The sequence below is a fragment of the Streptomyces sp. NPDC127100 genome (genome assembly GCF_042724095.1).
In the GTDB taxonomy this organism is placed as follows: Bacteria; Actinomycetota; Actinomycetes; order Streptomycetales; family Streptomycetaceae; genus Streptomyces.
Genome location: NZ_JBHXFL010000012.1, coordinates 140,059 through 158,090, shown reverse-complemented (window position 1 = coordinate 158,090; position 18,032 = coordinate 140,059). Strand labels below are relative to the sequence as shown.

Here is an 18,032-nt window from a genome sequence, read left to right as displayed (position 1 = left end):
GAATGAAAGTCTGCCGCCGGGTATTCTTCCTCGCGACTGAATCGTTCCTCGGCGTCGGTTACCCCGAGCCCTTTTCGGTCCGCGGCTGTTGAAGTCTTCGCCCAACCATGTTCGCACCTGTCGTCCAGCGCTGTTGCCTGTTCTCAAGCCAAACGCTGACATCCCGTCGGAACTCGCGGTCTTCGTCCTTCCTGGCGAGCCACTCCACCTCCCACTGCAACTCGCGCAGGACCCCCGGGGATTCGGCCGGATCACGCACCGCGTACACCGCCGCACCCGTTTCGTACGTGTCGGCCAAGAGCCAGACGCTGTTGTCCAGTGCCAGCATGGCGAAGCCGGGGCGGCCAGCACGGATGCCGAGGAACGACGCCGCGCCGGCCCCCATGACGTCCCACCGTTCCAGCAGGCGGACCCGGTGCCAGACGTGCATCGTGCGCCGCCGGCGGTCTTCCGCAGCGGCCCAGGTCCCCCTGGGCAACATCAGGAGGAACTCGCGATTCTCGTCGATCAGGCCGGAGGACGTGGCGAGGTCGTACCAGGCCTTGTTGAGCCGCTCCACGAATCGCGGATCGTCGTACTCGACCAGGCAGAACCCGAAGACCCGCTCTCGTTCGTACCCCAGGACATGCGGTATCGCCGAGCCTGGGACCGCGTCGGGTATCACCTCGAGCCCGGCTCGCAGCAGCGGTTTGAGCACCTTGCGGTACCTCTCCTGCCGGCCCAACCCGTCCCCCTGCCCCACGACCCGCTTGGCTTTCCTGCCGCACTCAGCCTATGGCCAAGATCGCCCGGACGAGTCCGAGGGGTTTTGTTTGGAACAGAGGTCCGGTGAGGGCCGTCGTTCGTGGGTGGCAGTCTTGGGCGATGAGGCCCCGGGGCACCGCCAAGGGCGATCTGCGGCATGGCTCCCACAGCTCTTCAGCGCCGGACACCGCTGTCACACACCCGACTTCACGGAACCTCCACGATCGAGCTCGGTGCGCATTACAGTTTTCTCCGCGCGACTCGTCATCTTGTGCCGCACAAGAGACGGATGGGGCGGGATCTTCCGCATGTTCAGGATGTGCCGTTGGGGGCTTTGTGCAGGAAATGATCATGGGTTCGAATGTGGCCCTGGCGGACCTGAGCGACGACGTTGGTTCGGTGATCGTCAGTCTGGGCTGGGTCAGCCCTACCGGCGAGGGCGACGCGGATGTGTCGGTTCTGCTGCTGGACGCGAACGGCAAGGTGCGCAGCGACGGCGACTTCTACTTCTACAACCATCCGGTGGCCGCTGACGGAAGCGTGCAGCTTCTCGGCAAGGCGCCAACAGCGGACGGTAGTGAGGACCGGATCAGCTTCGACCTCACCGCCATGCCGTCCGAGATCGACCGAGTCGTCGTCGCCGCGAGCAGATACGGCGAAGCCCGCTTCGGTGAGCTGGAGGACGTGAGGATCACGCTGGCCGACGCGGCCGGTGAAAGCCTGCTGAGATTCGCCGTCGACGACGCAGGTTCCGTGACGGCGGTCATCTTCGGTGAGCTGTACCGGCGGGGCGATGGATGGAAGTTCCGTGCCGTCGGGCAGGGTTACGAGACCGGCCTTGCGGGGCTGGCGACGGACTTCGGGGTCGACATCGAGGACGACGCGGCCACGGAGGCGGAAGCAGCACTCGACGGCACGGAAGCCGACGAGCAGGTCGATGCGGCGGCTCCGAAGCCGGCCGAGGAGCCGGCCGGGCAGGCGACGCTGGAGGCCATCCCGGCTCCTCGCCGACCTGAGGGCGAGGCCGGCGAGCCGAGGAAGCCGGCCGCCCGCCCTCGCACCGCGAAGAAGAAGGTCACCCTTCCCAAAACGGTCAAGAAGACCCTGGCGGAGAACGACGCCTGGAGGCAGGCCAGGCTCTTCCCTGTCTCGGTGCTCAAGAGCGACCGGGACCGTGAGATGCGTGCCACCTCGGTGCTGCTGGCGGTGATGGCGCAGGTGCCGGAGTTCAGCAGGAGGCTCACCGCGGGATTCGGGGCTCCGGCGGGCCGTGTGGAGACGTTCACGGAGGTCTCCCTGCCTCACGGGGACAGTCCGCGGCGCCCGGACGGGGTGATCCGGGTGGAGCGGGCGGGCAAGCTGTGGACCGCGCTGGTCGAGACGAAGACCAACGGCAACGCGCTCAAGGCCGACCAGGTGCAGGCGTACATGGACATCGCCGCACGCCGCGGCTACGAGGCCGTGATCACGCTGACGAACGACGTCGCGCTGGAGGGCAGCCCGCTCGTCGACGTCAAGATCGACAAGCGGCGCAAGCACAAGGTGGCCCTCTGGCATCTGTCCTGGGCGGAAGTCGCCTACCAGGCACAGATGCTGATCAGGCACGAGGGTGTGGGCAACGCGGCGCACGCCTGGCTCCTGCAGGAACTGCTGCACTACCTGCAGCACGAGAACTCCGGCTGCCACGGCTTCCAGAACATGGGCCCCGCCTGGGTTCCCGTGCGCAACGGCATCGACGACGAAACCCTGTGCCAGGGCGACACCCGGGCGCTGGAAGTGGTCGAGAACTGGGAACGGCTCATCCGCCAGGTCTGCCTCAGACTGGGCGGCGAACTCGGGCAGAAGGTCCTACCCGTCCAGCGCGTCAAGCGCGGAGCAGACCCCAAGGAGCGCCGAAACCGCCTGGCCGATCAGCTCTGCCTCGACGGGCGGCTCCTGGCAGAGCTGCGTATCGACGGCACCCCCGGCGTCCTGACCATCAGCGCCGACCTGCGCACCGGCAAACTGCGTACCGGCATCGACATTCCGGCCCCCGAGCAGGGCTACCCCCTGAGCTGGGCCAAGCGACTCGTTCGGCGCCTGGCCGAGGCACCGGCGGACCTCCACGTCGAAACCCTCGCCGACGGCGACAGCCCAGGCCCACGCGGAACCCTGGAGCGCCTGCGCCCCGAACCGGCGGACCTGCTCCCCAAGAACGACGTCAAGATCACCGGCTTCCGTCTGTCCCTGCTCAAGAGCATGGGAAGCGGCCGCGGCAACGCCGAATCCGGCTTCATCCGCAGCGTCGACGATGCCGTGCACCGCTTCTACACCACCGTCGTCGTCCACCTGGACACCCCGACGCCACGCCGGACGCAGCCCAAGTAACACTCCACGAGCGGATGACACCCGGGCACAGACGACAGCGACTCCGCCTGTGCCCGCCGCGAGACCGTCCTCTTGCGCAGGCCCTCACCCACCTGGCCTCTGCAAGAGGACACTCGCACCGCCGCCGGGTGGAGCGAGCCGACCGCGCCAGGAGATGATCCCGTGCGTGGCTGAAGAGGCAGGTACAGAAGCGGACGACGCTTGTGCGTGGGCTGAGCGACTGGGTTGGGCGTTCGGGCTTGTAGCGGAGGATCCGGCTGTGAGGGGTGCAGCGCTCGTCCACCTGACGCAGGCCCAGAGGAAGGTCACGGACGCGCTCGCCCGGTCCAACGAGATGTGGCTGCTGACGCGGCCCCTGGGAGCGGACGAGCAGTACCGGGAGCCGGCCTTTCTGCAGGCGCGCCGGAGGCATCAGCAGGCCCAGAGGCGTTCGCTGCCTGATGGGGTGTGGGGTGGTCCCGTCGACGGGGATCTGGCGGCGTGGCCGGGGCTGCCCTATGTGCTGCTCTTCCTGGAGTGGGAGGCGAGGTACCCGCTGGAGTGGACGCAGCACGCGAAGGCGTGGGGCACGAAGCAGAGCCTGATCCGGAAGGTGGCCCGTGCTCGCCAGGAGGATGCGATCAGGGCGAAGCTCACCGACCTGGTCGAGATCGTCGTCCACCGGGCGTATCGCTGCAAGGATCGCGAATACGTGCGGGTTGCCCGGGCTGTCGACAGCGCTGATCTACGAGGCAGGCTCGATCGGGCAGCCGATTCGGGCATTCCGTGGGCCCGGTGTCATGCCGGGTACGTGCTCTGGCTTCTTGACCGCCCTGACCTGCCGAACACCCGTCGTGTCTGGCGGACCTGGGTGGCAAGCGAGGGTGCGGCGTTGCTGTGACCCGGGGGGCGGTGCAGTAAAGGTTCAGGTAGCGGTGGGTAGTCAGCGACTCCTCCACGGCACCTCAGCGCTACGTACTCTGTGGTCGCCCACTCGTCATCGAGAGACCGGGCCGCCGCGGCGGGGGTGAGCCGCTTCTTCACAACACGATCTCCGTCACACGCCGGTGTGCGTGTGGGCGGCCCAAAGCGTTGGCGTACGCGGGTACTTGGCGCGCAGGGAGCGTACGGCGTGGTGCAGCGCCACGGCCGCGCCGTCGAGGTCGGGCGGGTGGCGGCCGTCCCGGGTGAGGAGGCCGTAGAAGTCGCCGGCGAGTTGCTGGGCGGGCCGGTCGCCGACGGGCCACAGCGTGCCGACGACGTGCCGGTACCCGGCCAGCTGGAAGGCGCCGGAGAGGTGCAGCGCCTCGTCGGTGAACCGGGTGAGCATGGTGGAGCACGCGGACAGGTAGGCGAGCCCGCCGTCCAGCCGCAGCGCGGAGATGTCGGAGACGGTCAGCGGGTCCGTCCGGTGGTCGGGCAGCAGCAGCGTCCCCTGCCAGGGGTCGATCCGGGCGGGCCTGTGGTGGCAGGCGAAGTGGACGATCCGGTGGTCCTGGAGGGTGTCGAGCACGGCGGCGCGGGTCGGCTCGGTCAAGACCGTCGCGCTGGGGACCAGCCGGGCCAGCAGGGCGGCCTCGGCGATGGCGCCCGGGAGGGAGCCGGCGCCGGGCGCTTCGGGGACGGCGACGACGGCCGTGCGGACGGCGGATCGGGCCTGCCCGGCGGGACGCGGGCGGGGCGCCCGGGCACGGGCGAGGCCCCGGGCGGTGGCGGTGTAGGAGGAGATCACCCGGTCGAGCACGGTGCGCGGGGCGCGCCGGTGCGGCTCCCCGTCGGGGCGAAGGAGGTCCCTGTGGTGCCCGGCGGCGTGCAGCGGCAGGTGGGCCAGGTGGCCGACGGGACACCACCACAGTCGCGGCCAGGGTGCACCGGCCGCCGGGGGCGCGGTGTGTCCCAGGGCGGTGAGCACCGGTTCGGCGACGGTGTCCCAGAGCCAGGCCAGGACGTCCAGCACCTCGTCCTGGGCGGCCCGGCGCACCGTGGGGTCCACCGTCGGGTCGACGGACCGGTCGAGGGCTGCCCGCAGCTCCGGTACACGCTCGGCGGCCTCGGCCTCCCGCAGGCCGTGCAGCGGCACCACTGACACCGGCTCCTCGGGATCCCCGGTCAGGACGAGCGCGTCGGACCGCCTGGGCGTGGCGTAGACGTAGACGACCGGGCCGTCGGCCGCCGCCGCGGTGAGGGCGGCGGCCCGTGGCGGCCGGAGGAAGTCGGCGAAGCCGTCCAGTGCGCGGATCCGTCGCAGCACGTCGTGCCACGCTCCCTGCGTCTCCATCCGGACGACGGCCAGTGACTCGGGTGCCACGGGCGAGTCCCCGGCCGAGGGGGCGGGCAGGTCGAGGGACTCCTGACGGCTGCGCAACGCGACGAATTCGTCGGCCAGTTCCGGGGCGGCCGAGCGGAGCCGGTCGAGGTCGGCGCCGACGGCGGCGAGGGGTTCCGCGGTCAGCACGCCCCGTGACTGCTCCAGCAGTTCCACAGCCTGGCGCGGGCGCCCGGCCGACAGAGCGGCGCCGGCGACCGCCGGTGCCACCGCACCGAGGCCGCCGAGCAACTGCCCCCGGTCGCCGCGGTCCAGGGCCCCGCTGCCGAGCCGGGGCAGCAGGCCGACGATCGACTCCGCCGAGGCCAGCGCCTCCACGGAGTCGGACCACGCGGCGAGCAGGCGGTGGGAGGCGACCCGCAGTTCGGGCTCGGCCGACTCGTCCGCGCCCACCGTGCGGGCGGCGGCCAGTGACTCCTCGAGCAGAGGGTGCTCGCCGGTGCGGTCGTACAGCACGTAGAGCACGGCGGCGTGCTGGTTGAGGGCGGCAGCGCGGTCCTGCGGCTCCGGTCCGACGCGTGTGACGACGTCGGCGGAGTGGAGGACGGCCTCGCGCAGCAGGGTGATGTCCTTGTTCCGCAGGTGGGCGAGCAGCAGCGCGCGGGACAGGAGGGCGGTGCCCCACAGGGAGGCGGATCCTTCGTCGTCCTGCTGAGCGGCGGCCTCCCGGCAGCTCTCGATCGTCTCCGCCGCCAGGTCCGCGTCGTCGTCCCAGACACTGCGGAGCACGAGTGCTTCGGCGAGCTGGTGCAGCAGACGGACGCGGTAGGGGTGGTCCCGGGCCAGCGTCTCCAGTCCCTCGCGGCAGGCCTGGACCGCCTCCACGATGTCCTCGTGACGCCCGGCGCGGGCGTAGGACCTCCGCAGCGCGGAGCACAGGTTGCCGAGGAACATCGCCCGGTGGGGGTGGCCGCGGGGGGCGGCCCGGCACGCGTCCCGGCCGGCCGCGACCGCCGCCCCGAGCGGTGCGGAGTCGCCCGTCTGCCACGCCAGTGTCTGCAGGACGAGGCAGAGGCTGTTCAGGTGCAGGGCGTGGTACAGGTGACGGGCCGGCGTGGCGGCGACGGCGGCCCGGGCGGTTCGGGCGGCCTCGCGCAACACCACTGCGGGATCGTCGGCAGGGACGAACAGCAGGGCCAGGGCCAGGTTGTTGAGCACCGTGCCGCGTTCCGGATGGGTGTCCGGCAGGGCGTCGAGGACCTCGCGCAGGACGGTGACCGCTTCCTCGGCCGGGTCCCGCGAACCGGAGTTGCGCGCCAGCGAGGCGAGTGCCATGCCCAGGTTCATCTGCCACTTGTACGCGCTGGCCGGGACCCGGCACTCCGCGACGGCGCTGCGGTGACGGTCGATCGCCTCCTCCACGTACGCCCGGCGGCCGGTGTGCTCGTACGCCCGGACCAGGACCGCGCCGAGGTGCGACTGCGCCGCGGGCCGGTACCGGTGGCCCGCGGGCAACGCGGCGGCGGCCTCGCGGCCGACTGCGATCGCCTCCCGCAGGATGTCGTCCCCGCCCACGACGTCGTGCAGCCGGAACAGGGCGAACACCAGGGTGTTCATCCAGCCGGGACGTGCCGGGTCGTCCGCGGCCGTGGCGTCGACGGCGGCCCGGGCGGCGTCGGCCGCCTCGACGACCGCCGCGGGGTCACCGGTGCGCTGGAACCGGACGAGCAGCGCCCGACTCAGCCCGTTGCGGTACGCCGCGTCCGGGGCGACGGCCACCGCCTCCCGGGCGAGGGCGACGGCTTCGGCCGCGGCGGCGTCCCCCTCGTCTCCGCCGGGCAGGGCATCGGCCAGTGACTGCAGGCACCAGCCGAACTGGTGCAGGCGTCCGGCGCGCCCCGACGCTCCGGCGGCCGCCGGAGCGTCACGGGCGACGGCCACCGCTTCCCGCAGCAGGTCCAGGTCGGGGCCCTGGACGCCCCGTGTCTCGAGGGTCTCGGCGAGGCGCAGGCGTGCCGCGCCGCACTGCGGGTGGCCCTCGGGGGCCGCGGCGGCGGCCTGTCGGCCGGCGGAGAGGGCCTCGTCGAGGAGTGCGCTGTCGCCGGTACGCCTGAACTGCGCGGTCAGCAGGGCGGCCAGCAGCGTCAGGCATGCGACGCGAGACGGGTCGCGGGCGTCGGTGGCGGAGACGGCCTGTCCGAGCAGCGTGATCGCCTCCGCGCCCGCGGCGGCGTCGTCGTGCAGTTCGGCCCATCTGCCGCGCAGCAGCCCGAGGTGCAGGCGGAACCGGGGCAGGTGCGGATGCCCCGGGCGGGTCACCACGACGGCCCGGCGGCAGACGGTGACCGCTTCCTCCAGTGCCGCTGTGTCGCCGTCGCGGTCGAACACCTGGAGCAGCCCGAGTCCCAGGTTGCTCAGGAACATCGCGTGCTCGGGGTGCCATGTGGCCCGCGCCGCCTCCCGGGCCGCCCTGACCGCTTCGTCCAGGATCGCCCCGTCCCCCGTCGCCTCGTGAGTCATGCGCAGGGTGCACCCCAGGTTGTTCAGGGCCATCGCCCGGTCGAGCGGCTCGGCCAGTCCCCGCTCCACCGCGACGCGGAGGAAGGCCGTGGCGCGGTTCAGCGGAACGGTCCGGTCCCGCTCGTGGGCGAGCGCCAGGAGGACACCCAGCTCGAAGGCGTCCTGGGCGTCCGTCGTCGCCGTCCGCTCGTCGCCGGCGTACACGGGTGTCAGCTCCGGGGGCACCGCACCGGGATCCACGGCGTGCACCCGGGCCAGGAAACGCACCGCCTGGACCAGGTTCTCCTGACCGTCCTCGTCGCCGGGCCGGAAGCGCAGCCAGTGGTACCAGCCCAGGACGGCGGCGCTGTCGAGGTCGGGGGCGGGACCGGCGGCCGGGGCGAGCAGCGTGGCCGCTCGCGCGGCACCGGCCGTCCGCAGCGCGCTGTCCTCCCCGGTTTCACGGGCCCGTTCGACCCGGCCTCGCAGCTCGGCGAGCAGTTCGCGCCGGTCGGGCATCTCGTTCCTCTCTGTCCGTGTGCGGGTGATCGCGCAGCGGTACTCTGACAATCCTGCGACATGGAAACGCAGTTGACTGCTGAACGGCACGATTGAGGGACGACGGAGGTGAGGGCCGTGAGGGGTGTGCGGGACAGACTGGGACGGCTGTGCGACCAGCTCACCCGGCACGGCACGATGGGGGCGGAGATCGACGCCGCCGGCGCCGGGCGGGAACTGGCGGAACTTCTCGGCCTGTTGTCCACGGACGGCACCTCCGGCGACGGTGATCTCGCGGAGCGGCTAGGGGACTTGCTGGACACCATCGAGGAAGCCTGCGCCCGCCACGGTCTGGTCACCCTGGACGTCCGCAGCCCGGCCGGTGAACGGCCCGGGGACGGACGTCTACCTCCGGGGTTCGGCCCGGCCTCGGACGGCACGGCGGCACAGCGCGCGGTGGACGCCTGGGTGTGCCCCTGGAGCCGCTGCGGCCGGGTGGTGTTCCCCGAGGAAGCGGCGACGGCCCCGCCCGCCTGCGCGGCGGGCGGCACCCCTCTGCACGCCTTTCCCCCGCGCTGATGTCCGCGCTGCTGACGGGGATCGGCACCCGGATCGCGGAACGCTGGCTGCAGACGGTCGTCCTGGCCGGTCTGCTGTGGCTCGCGACGGCGGTCGTCGCCGTACGGCTCGGCCACGCGCACCCGTTCGACGTCGGACGGCTGTCCGCGTGGTTGGACCAGGTCGCACGGGAGCGGGCCGGACGCAGCGGGTCAGCGGTCCTGCTGACCGTCGCGGCCGCCCTGCTGGCGTCGGGCGCGGCGGGCCTGGCGGCGGGGGCCCTCGGCGGCGCGTTCCAACGGCTGTGGGGGGCGTCGGGGTCCGGGGCGCCCTCCTCCTGGCTCCTGCGGTGGCGGCTGAGCCGTCGGCGGCGACAGGACGAGCGGGCACGGCGGGCCGTCGCGCGGTCCGTCACGCATCGAGGACGGGGCGGGCGGCTGCTGCTCGCCCACGCCAGTCGTACGGCACGGCGGCGCCGGACACGGCGGCCCGGGCGGCCGACCCGGATCGGTGACGTCTTCCTGAAGGCCGCGGACGGGGTGAGGAACCGGTACGGGTTCGAACTGGAACAGGCCTGGCCACGGCTGTGGGCGCTGCTGCCCGAAGCACCCCGGGCCGATGTCGTCGGTGCGCGCCAGGCGTACGACGCCGCCGCACGCCTGGCCGGCTGGGCGCTGCTGTACGCGGCGCTGGCGGTGGTGTGGTGGCCAGGCGCGGTGGTCGGGGCCGCCGTCCTCGCGACGGCCGTCGTCCGGGCCCGGGACGCCGCGGGCCTGCTGGCCACTCGCGTGGAGGCGGCGGTGGACCTGCATCTGAGGGATCTGGCGGAGCGGCTGGGCGTGCGGGTCGGTGAGGATGCCTCGCCCTTCGTACTGGGCCGGGCGGTCGCGGCACACCTCGCGGAGCGGGACGAGCCCGCAGGACCGTGACCCGTCACCGCAGACTCCCCCACCGGGAAACGGGCTGGGCGACGTCCGGCGGGGTGAGGAGGCGGTACTCGGAAACGGTGGTGAACCCTGGCCGACGGTGGACCGGTCCGGCGGCGAGGGCCGCGTACGGCATGCGGCGAAGCCCCAGGTCAGTCGGTCCGCCCAGTCCGCTTAAGCTTCTGCCCGGGTCGGCCCTTAGGCCGGTCGGGGATCAGGGGGACGACAGTCAGATGAGCAGCGGCATCTCCGAGGTGTTCCAGCCTCTCCGGGCGGGCGACCCCTCCGTTGTGGCCGGCTACCGGCTGGTGGCCCGGCTCGGCGCGGGGGGCATGGGCCGGGTGTACCTGTCGCACACCCAGGGCGGCCGCCCGGTGGCGATCAAGGTGGTGCGGCCGGAGCTGGCCGACGATCCGGCCTTCCGGCGGCGGTTTCGCCGGGAGGTGGAGGCCGCCCGCCGGGTCAGGGGCGCCTACACCGCGGAACTCGTCGACGCCGACACCGACGGTGTACTCCCCTGGCTCGCCACGCTGTACGTGCCCGGACCGTCCCTCACGGCGGCCGTCGCCCGGCGTGGTCCGCTGCCGGTGTCCGCCGTACTGTGGCTGATGGCCGGCGTGGCCGAGGCGCTTCAGGCGATCCACGGCGTGGGGGTCGTGCACCGGGACCTCAAGCCGTCCAACGTGCTGTTGGCCGCTGACGGGCCACGGGTGATCGACTTCGGTGTCTCGTTCGCCGCGGACCTCTCCTCGCACACCGCTACCGGCTCCACCGTCGGCACACCTCACTTCATGGCCCCCGAGCAGGCGACCGCCGGTGAGGTCTCCCCGGCGACCGACGTCTTCGCACTGGCCCAGACGGCGGCCTTCGCGGCTCTGGGCGAACCGCTGTACGGGGACGGCACGGCGCCGGTCGTGCTGTACCGGATCGTGCACGAGGAACCCGACCTGCCCCGGCTGCCGGAACCGTTGCGCCCCCTGTTCGCCCGGTGCCTGGCGTCTGACCCGCGGGAGCGGGCCACGCCGGCGGAGGTCGTGCGGTGGTGCCGCGGTCGGCTGGGCGCGGACGCCGACGCGGGCGCGGGGCCCACCGTCTGGAACGAGGTCACGGGACCCGCGCCGACCGTTCCGGGCCCGGCGCGCACTCCCGTGGCTCCGTCGACCGCGGCCGCGACGCTGTCGCTGAGGCCCGTCCGGCGCCGGGCGCCCCGGCGGCGAACCGCGCTGGTCACAGCCGTGGCCGTGGCGGCGGGCGCACTGATGTGGACGGGGCTGACGTGGTTCGGTGGCGACCGGTCCGGCGCCGGCAAGCTGGCCGCGGGCACGCCCACCTCGACGCCCGCACAGACAAGATCCGCACGGTCCACGGCGTCGCCGTCACTCACCTCGCCGGCCGTCGGCGACTCCCCCCGGGCCTCGCGGCCTGCCCCGAACACCCCCCTGGCGACAGGAGCCGTCGTGCGCTCCCCCGTGTGGCTGTACCGGACGAACTCCCTGAGCCTCGACGAACCGATGCTCCGCACCGATCGCGGGGGCGACATCCGCCTCGATTGCGAGGACGACGTCGACTGCGCACTGCACAGCGGTACCAGCCGGTTCGTGCAGTTGTTCAACGGCAAGGCCGCCTCCCTCGACGTCTGCCGTCACCTTCTCAGCGGCGCCACCGGCTCCGCGTACCGCATGTCGTGGCTCGCGGCGGCCGACGCCGGCACCCAGCTCTGTGTCGGGAACGACGCGGGCGACGTCGCGGCACTCACGATCCAGGTCAAGCAGACAGCCCTGCAACAGGACGCCTTCCTGCAACTGGGCATGACCGTCTGGAGGAAGGCGGCCTGAGGCGTGCGGCGGCCCGCCCGCGGGATCCACTTCTCGCGCGGTCACCGGATGCCGTCCGGCTGGACGCCGGTGGTCTCAGGGAAGCGGCGTGCCGCCCGTCGCGTTGACGATCTCCGCCGTGATGTACGAGGCCTCCTGCGAGGCGAGGAACACGTACGCGGGCGCCATCTCGGCCGGCTGCGCGGGGCGTCCGATCGGAGCCTGCTTGCCGAACTCCGCCGTGTCCGGCAGCGTCGCGGGGATCAGCGGGGTCCATACCGGCCCCGGTGCCACGGCGTTCACGCGGATGCCCCGGTCGATCAGCATCTGCGCGAGCCCTTGCGTGAAGGTGACGATCGCGCTCTTGGTCATCGCGTAGTCCAGCAGGTGCGGGCTGGGTTTGTACGCCTGCACCGAGGCGCTGTTGATGACGCTGCCACCCTCCGGAATGTGCGGCACGGCATGCTTGGTCACCCAGAACATGCCGTACAGATTGGTGCGCATGACCCGGTCGAACTGCTCGGTGGAGATGGCCTCGATGCCGTCCGGCTGCGACATCTGGTAGGCCGCGTTGTTCACCAGGATGTCGATCCGGCCGAACTCCTCCACCGCCCGGGCGACCAGCGCCCGGCAGTTGTTCTCCTCGCGGATGTCCACCGACAGGGGGACGGCCCTCCGGCCCGCCTGCTCCACCCAGCGCGCGGTCTCCGCCGCCTCGTCCTTCTCGCTGTCGAGATGGGTGAACAGCACGTCGGCGCCCTCTCGCGCGAACGCCACGGCGACGGCCCGCCCGATCCCGGAGTCGCCGCCGGTGATCACGGCCTTGCGGCCGGTCAGTCGCCCGGAGCCGCGGTAGGACTCCTCACCGTGGTCGGGCGGCGGGTCCATCGGCCCGCTCCAGCCGGGATGCGGCTGCTCCTGGGCGGGGAAGTCGGGCTGCGGGTACTGTTCGGCGGGGTGCCGCGGCTCGTTCACGTTTCACTCTTTCTCGCGTTCCTCATGCGCTCTCCGCCGGTCGGAGCGACCGGCGCGCCGCTCGCGCTTCGGCCCCGGTACGGGCGTGCCGCCGGAGTACCCGGGAGACGGGAGTGCATGCCGGAGGCGCGGGTGGAGCGAGCCCACCCCTGCCGTGATCCACGTCGTGGACGGCCACCATCCGTCCCGTGGACGACGTCCGGCGTTCACGGGCGACGGGCCGCCACTCACCCCTCGGGCTCGTCGGCCATCCGCCTGCCGACGCGGGCGGCCGTTTCGCGCAGCCAGATGTGGGCCGCGTCGTGCGTGTGCACGGGGTGCCACCACATGGCCTCCTGCAAGGGCACGGCCTCGTACGGCGGCTCCACCACACGAACTCCGGCCAGCGGCGCCAGGAGCCGGGCCAGGCGGGCCTGGATGAGGGCGATGCGCCGGGTACCGGCCACCAGCAGCGGGATGCTCTGGAAGCTGTCCACGGAGACCTCGGCCCGGGGCTCGATCCCCAGCATTCCGAGCTGGCGCACAGCCGGGGCGTCGTAGGTGCGCTGGTAGGTGACCCAGGGCAGCCGGGCCAGATCCTGGCGGGTGAGGTGGTCCTCGACACTCGGATGGTCGTCGGCGACGAGGAAGACCCAGCGGTCCCCGTACAGGTCGGTGGCCGGAAAGCCGCTGATGACCCCGTGCGGCATCAGCAGACCGTCGGACGTGCTGAGCAGCGTGTCCGTGGCATCCACCACCGAGGTCGGGGTCTGCGCGAACCGCAGCCGGATGCCCGGAGCCTCCTGGTGCACGACCCGGGCCAGTTCGGCACCGAAGACCGCGACGGCGTAGTCGGACGCGATCAGCTTGAACTCCCGCCGCTCCTCGGCAGGATCGAAGTCGGCCCGGCTGGCGAAGAGGCGCTCCAGCACGTCGTACGCCGTGGAGGTGCGGTCCAGGAGGACCTGGCCGAGGGCCGTCAGCTCGTAGTGGCCACCGACCCGGGCGAGCAGGTCGTCGTCGAAGTGGCGGCGCAGGCGGGACAGGGCCGCGCTCATCGCGGGCTGACTGAGCCCGACCCGTTGCCCGGCACGGGTGACGTTGCGCTCCTCGAGGAGGGCGCGCAGGGCGACGACGAGATTGAGGTCGAGGCGACTGAGATTCACAGCGGTTCCCCTGGCTGTCCGGCGACGACCTGCGGGAATCTGTCTGATGGATGACGGTGATCCACGGAATCGATTTCCCTGATCGCGAGTGGCGGGTCCAGATTAGTGCCACCGCAATCAGGAGGACATGTCCGTGAAACCTGAAGCCGCGTCCGCCCTCTTCGCCGGACCCTTCGCCCTGGCCACCCTTTCCGCCCCCGGGAGTCCCGCCTTCCCCGCCCTCGTCACACCCGACGCCCGGGTGCTCGACCTGCGGTCCGCCCTGGACGACGCCGGCCCGACCATGCGGGCGGTCCTGGACGACTGGGACGCGGTGCTGCCGCGGCTGACCGCACTGGCCGACGCGGACGACCCCGGGCGCAGGGCGTTGTCGGAGTTCCGGGTGCACGCGCCGGTGGAGCCGCGCCAGGTGTTCCAGTCGGGAGCCAACTACCGGCAGCACGTCATCGATCTGCACGTCGCGCACCGGGCTCCGGGCGATGACCGGCCGGAGGACGAGCGGCGCGCGGAGGCCGCGGAGATCATGGACCGGCGGGCCGCCGAGGACCTGCCGTACGTGTTCATCGGCCTGCCGAGCGCGATCACCGGTCCGTACGACGACGTCGTCCTGCCCGCGTGGGCCGAGAAGCCCGACTGGGAGCTGGAGCTGGCCGCGGTCATCGGCCGTCCCGCCCACAGGGTGTCCGTCGAGGAGGCCCTCGACCACGTCGCCGGATACACGATCGCCAACGACCTGACCGACCGGGCCACCGTCTTCCGCCGGGACATGCCGCAGATCGGCACCGACTGGCTGCGCAGCAAGAACGCCCCGGGCTTCACTCCGCTGGGCCCGTGGATCGTGCCCGCCGCCTCGGTCACGGACGCGGACGGCCTGCGTCTGACGCTGAGGCTGAACGGCGAGACCATGCAGGACGAGTCGACCAAGGACATGATCTTCGGCGTCGCGCGGATGGTCTCCTACGCCTCGCAGACCGCCCGGCTGCTGCCCGGCGATCTGGTGCTCACCGGCTCCCCGGCCGGCAACGGCATGCACTGGGGCCGGCTGCTGCGCGACGGCGACGTCATGGACGGCTCCATCACCGGACTCGGCGCGCAGCGCACCCGTTGTGTCGCGGAGGTGCTTCGATGACCCTGGACCGCACCGACCCCGCGGGCTCGATCGCCCGGACCGCGAAGGCGTGCTCCAACTGGGGCCGCTGGGGCGAGAACGACGTACTCGGAACCCTCAACTTCCTCGACGACGCCAAGCGCCGCGAGGGTGCGGCACTGGTCCGGCGGGGCGTCAGCTTCTCCCTCTCGCAGCGGTTCGACATGAACGGCCCGCAGAAGGGCTGGCGGCGGCGCACCAACCCGGTGCACACCATGCTGGACACGGGCACCGACGCCGCACTCGGCAACCAGGGCTTTCCGCACGGCATCGGCGGCGCCGACGACGTCATCGCGATGCCGCTGCAGTGCTCCACCCAGTGGGACGGGCTCGGCCACATCTTCGACCACGGCAAGGCGTGGAACGGGCGCCCGGCGGAGAAGGTCGTCACCTCCGACGGCGATCTGGTCACCGGAATCGAGCACATGGCCCCGCACGTCGCCGGACGCGGAGTGCTCCTGGACGTCGGCCGCGCGGTCGGTGACGGCGGTGAGCTGCCGGACGGTTTCGCGATCACCGAGGAGCACCTGACGGCGACTGCCGAGGCGCAGGGCGTGACCGTGGGGCGCGGCGACATCGTGCTGGTGCGCACCGGGCAACTGGCCCGGGTGCGCCGCGACGGCTGGGGCGACTACGCGGGCGGGCCCGCGCCCGGGTTGTCGTTCACCACGGCGGGCTGGCTGCACGGCACGGAGATCGCCGCGATCGCCACCGACACCTGGGGTTTCGAGGTCCGCCCGAACGAGTTCGAGCACGCGTTTCAGCCGCTGCACCAGGTCGCCATCCCCCATGTCGGCCTGCTGATCGGCGAGATGTGGGACGTGGAGGCTCTCGCCGAGGACTGCGCGGCCGACGGCCGGTACGACTTCTGGCTCACCGCGGCGCCGCTGCCCATCACCGGCGCGGTCGGCTCGCCCGTCAACCCGATCGCGGTCAAGTAGACCGAGGAACGAAGGAGTTCTTCATGACCCAGCCCCGCACGGTTCTCGTCGTCGGGGGCGGCGCGGCCGGCAACGCCGTGACGATCCTGCTGCGCCGCGCCGGTCTCACCGTGGACCTGATCGAGGCCAGGGACGACTGGAACGCCACCGCCGGCTCCGGCATCACCCTGCAGGGCAACGCCCTGCGCGTACTGCGTGAACTCGGCGTGTGGGAGCAGGTGGAGGCGTCCGGTTCCGCTTTCGGCTCGGTCGGCATCACCGCTCCCGACGGCACCGTCCTGCACGTCCAGGACGACCTGCGCACCGGCGGCGAGGACCTGCCCGCCACCGTCGGCATGCAGCGCCCCCGCCTCCAGCGGATCCTGATCGAGGCCGTCCGGGCGAGCGGCGCGACCGTGCGTCTCGGCACCACCGCCGAGATCCTGCACCAGGACGCCGAGGGTGTCTCCGTACGCCTCAGCGACGGCACCGAACACCGCTACGACCTGGTGATCGCCGCCGACGGCCTCGGCTCCCGCACCCGCGCCGCGATCGGCATCACCGACAAGCCGGAACCGACCGGCATGGCGATCTGGCGCGTCGAGGCCCCGCGGCCGGCCGGAGTCGTCCGCACCGACCTCGCCTACGGCGGCCCGGCCCACATCGCCGGCTACTGCCCCACCAGCGAGACGACCCTGTACGCGTACGTCGTCGAGGCCAACCGCGACCGCGCCTCCATACCCGCCGAGTCGTACGCCGACGAGATGCGCCGCCTCACCCGGCACTACGGGGGGTTCTGGCCCGAGATCACCGCGCACATCACCGACCCGGCGAAGGTCAACTACACCTGGTTCGACCGCATGCTGGTCGAGGGTGCCTGGCACCGCGGCCGGGTCGTGCTGGTCGGCGACGCGGCGCACTGCTGCCCGCCGACCCTCGCGCAGGGCGCCGCCCTCTCCCTGGAGGACGCCTGGGTGCTTGCCCGGATGCTGACCGGGTCCGACGACTGGGACGACGCACTGTTCCAGGCGTACTACGAGCGGCGGATCACCCGCGTCCGCCCGGTCGTGGAGGCTTCCGTGCAGATCGGGCGGTGGCAGCTCGACAGGGTGCGCGACGCCGACGTGCCCGGTCTGATGACCCGCACCATGACCATGCTCCGGGAGCTGCCGTGACCGCGCGGGAGCCCGGGCCGGCCGCGCCCACCGTCGACGTGCACGCGCACGTCCTGCTCCCCGGGATCGAGGCTCTGGTCTCCGACCGGCCCGGGTTCACCGAGGCCAAGGCGCTGGACGCCCGCCGCAACGGCCCGGCCGCACTCGCGGTCAGCGGACCCATGGTCCGCGAGCGCGTCCCCCGCCTGACCGACGTGACCGTGCGACTGGCGGCGATGGACGCCCAGGGCGTGGACGTCCAACTGGTCAGTCCTTCGCCGTCGCACTACCACTACTGGGCCGACGAGCCGACCGCGGAGAAGGTCTGCCGGCTGGCCAACGAGGCCACCGCCGCGCACTGTGCGGCCGCCCCCGACCGGCTGCACGGACTGGGCCTGGTCCCGCTCCAGCACCCCGCGCTCGCGGTCGACGCACTCGACCACGCCCTCGCGCAGGGCCTGCTCGGCGTGGAGGTATCCAGCCACGCCCCCGGACGCGAACTCTCCGACCCGGCCTACGAACCCCTGTGGACCCGGGCCGAGGAGACCGGCGCCCTGCTCTTCCTGCACCCCTTCGGCTGCACCCTCGACGAGCGCCTCGACCGGTGGTACCTGTCCAACACCGTCGGCCAGCCCACCGAGAACGCCGTCGCCCTCTCGCACCTGATCTTCTCCGGGGTCCTGGACCGGCACCCCGCGCTGAGACTGATCGCCGCGCACGGCGGCGGCTACCTGCCCACCCACATCGGCCGCTCCGACCACGCCTGGTCGGCCCGCTCCGACGCGCGCGCCGGCTGCGCGCACCTGCCCAGCAGCTACCTGAGGCGGCTGTACTTCGACTCGCTCGTCCACGACCCGCACGTCCTGCGCGAACTGGTCCGCGTCGCCGGCGCGGACCGTGTCCTGCTCGGCTCGGACTTCCCCTTCGACATGGGCACCGAGGACCCGGTCGCCGCCCTGCGCGCCGCACGGCTGCCCGACAGCGACTTCCACGCCGTACGAGGCGGCAACGCCGCCGCCCTCCTCCGGAAGGACTGAACG

13 protein-coding genes are annotated in these 18,032 nt (G+C 72.4%); 9 read left to right on the top strand and 4 right to left on the bottom strand.

The features are described 5' to 3' along the window. Positions 1-58 precede the first annotated feature (58 nt). Entirely contained in the window at positions 59-697 is a 639-nt protein-coding gene (locus ACFWJB_RS15120; protein WP_385464966.1) for a hypothetical protein, read from the bottom strand. Positions 698-1,089: 392 nt separating this feature from the next. Here ACFWJB_RS15120 and ACFWJB_RS15115 point away from each other — a divergent pair, with 392 nt between their 5' ends. Next, the gene (locus ACFWJB_RS15115) at positions 1,090-3,111 is read left to right on the top strand and encodes a TerD family protein (RefSeq protein WP_385464969.1); all 2,022 of its coding nucleotides are present in this window, start codon (positions 1,090-1,092) and stop codon (positions 3,109-3,111) included. 259 nt (positions 3,112-3,370) lie between these two features. Next, a complete protein-coding gene (locus ACFWJB_RS15110) occupies positions 3,371-3,991 on the top strand; it encodes a hypothetical protein (RefSeq protein ID WP_385464972.1) in 621 nt (206 codons plus the stop codon). Positions 3,992-4,147: 156 nt separating this feature from the next. Here ACFWJB_RS15110 and ACFWJB_RS15105 read toward each other — a convergent pair whose 3' ends face one another. After that, positions 4,148-8,374 carry a CHAT domain-containing protein gene (locus ACFWJB_RS15105; RefSeq protein WP_386922611.1) on the bottom strand — a complete coding sequence of 1,409 codons (4,227 nt, stop codon included), beginning with the start codon at positions 8,372-8,374 and terminating at the stop codon, positions 4,148-4,150. 117 nt (positions 8,375-8,491) lie between these two features. Here ACFWJB_RS15105 and ACFWJB_RS15100 point away from each other — a divergent pair, with 117 nt between their 5' ends. The 3 genes from ACFWJB_RS15100 (at position 8,492) to ACFWJB_RS15090 (ending at position 11,672) form a co-directional block, all read left to right on the top strand. After that, positions 8,492-8,932 carry a hypothetical protein gene (locus ACFWJB_RS15100; RefSeq protein WP_386922609.1) on the top strand — a complete coding sequence of 147 codons (441 nt, stop codon included), beginning with the start codon at positions 8,492-8,494 and terminating at the stop codon, positions 8,930-8,932. Further along, a complete protein-coding gene (locus tag ACFWJB_RS15095; protein ID WP_385464984.1) occupies positions 8,932-9,840 on the top strand; it encodes a hypothetical protein in 909 nt (302 codons plus the stop codon). The genes ACFWJB_RS15100 and ACFWJB_RS15095 overlap by 1 nt, the downstream gene beginning before the upstream one ends. Positions 9,841-10,070: 230 nt before the next feature. After that, positions 10,071-11,672: a protein kinase gene (locus ACFWJB_RS15090; protein ID WP_385464986.1), complete on the top strand. Its 1,602-nt coding sequence runs from the start codon at positions 10,071-10,073 to the stop codon at positions 11,670-11,672. 75 nt (positions 11,673-11,747) lie between these two features. On the opposite strand, the gene ACFWJB_RS15085 is transcribed toward ACFWJB_RS15090, so the two are convergent. Both ACFWJB_RS15085 and ACFWJB_RS15080 read right to left on the bottom strand, forming a co-directional pair. After that, complete coding sequence (locus tag ACFWJB_RS15085; RefSeq protein ID WP_385464989.1) at positions 11,748-12,626, bottom strand: SDR family oxidoreductase; 879 nt, start codon at positions 12,624-12,626, stop codon at positions 11,748-11,750. 227 nt (positions 12,627-12,853) lie between these two features. After that, positions 12,854-13,771: a LysR family transcriptional regulator gene (locus ACFWJB_RS15080; RefSeq protein ID WP_385464992.1), complete on the bottom strand. Its 918-nt coding sequence runs from the start codon at positions 13,769-13,771 to the stop codon at positions 12,854-12,856. Positions 13,772-13,898: 127 nt separating this feature from the next. Here ACFWJB_RS15080 and ACFWJB_RS15075 point away from each other — a divergent pair, with 127 nt between their 5' ends. Genes ACFWJB_RS15075 through ACFWJB_RS15060 form a run of 4 tightly spaced genes read left to right on the top strand, consistent with a single transcriptional unit; the run spans position 13,899 to position 18,029 of the window. Next, positions 13,899-14,900, top strand: coding sequence for a fumarylacetoacetate hydrolase family protein (locus ACFWJB_RS15075; RefSeq protein ID WP_385464994.1), 1,002 nt, complete (start codon positions 13,899-13,901; stop codon positions 14,898-14,900). Continuing rightward, the gene (locus tag ACFWJB_RS15070) at positions 14,897-15,859 is read left to right on the top strand and encodes a cyclase family protein (RefSeq protein ID WP_386922605.1); all 963 of its coding nucleotides are present in this window, start codon (positions 14,897-14,899) and stop codon (positions 15,857-15,859) included. The genes ACFWJB_RS15075 and ACFWJB_RS15070 overlap by 4 nt, the downstream gene beginning before the upstream one ends. Before the next feature lie 23 nt (positions 15,860-15,882). Continuing rightward, a complete protein-coding gene (locus ACFWJB_RS15065) occupies positions 15,883-17,013 on the top strand; it encodes an FAD-dependent oxidoreductase (RefSeq protein ID WP_386922603.1) in 1,131 nt (376 codons plus the stop codon). After that, positions 17,010-18,029 (top strand): amidohydrolase family protein, encoded by a 1,020-nt coding sequence (locus tag ACFWJB_RS15060; RefSeq protein ID WP_385465000.1) that lies wholly within the window; start codon positions 17,010-17,012, stop codon positions 18,027-18,029. Before ACFWJB_RS15065 ends, ACFWJB_RS15060 begins: the two co-directional genes overlap by 4 nt. The last annotated feature ends 3 nt before the right edge of the window (positions 18,030-18,032 follow it).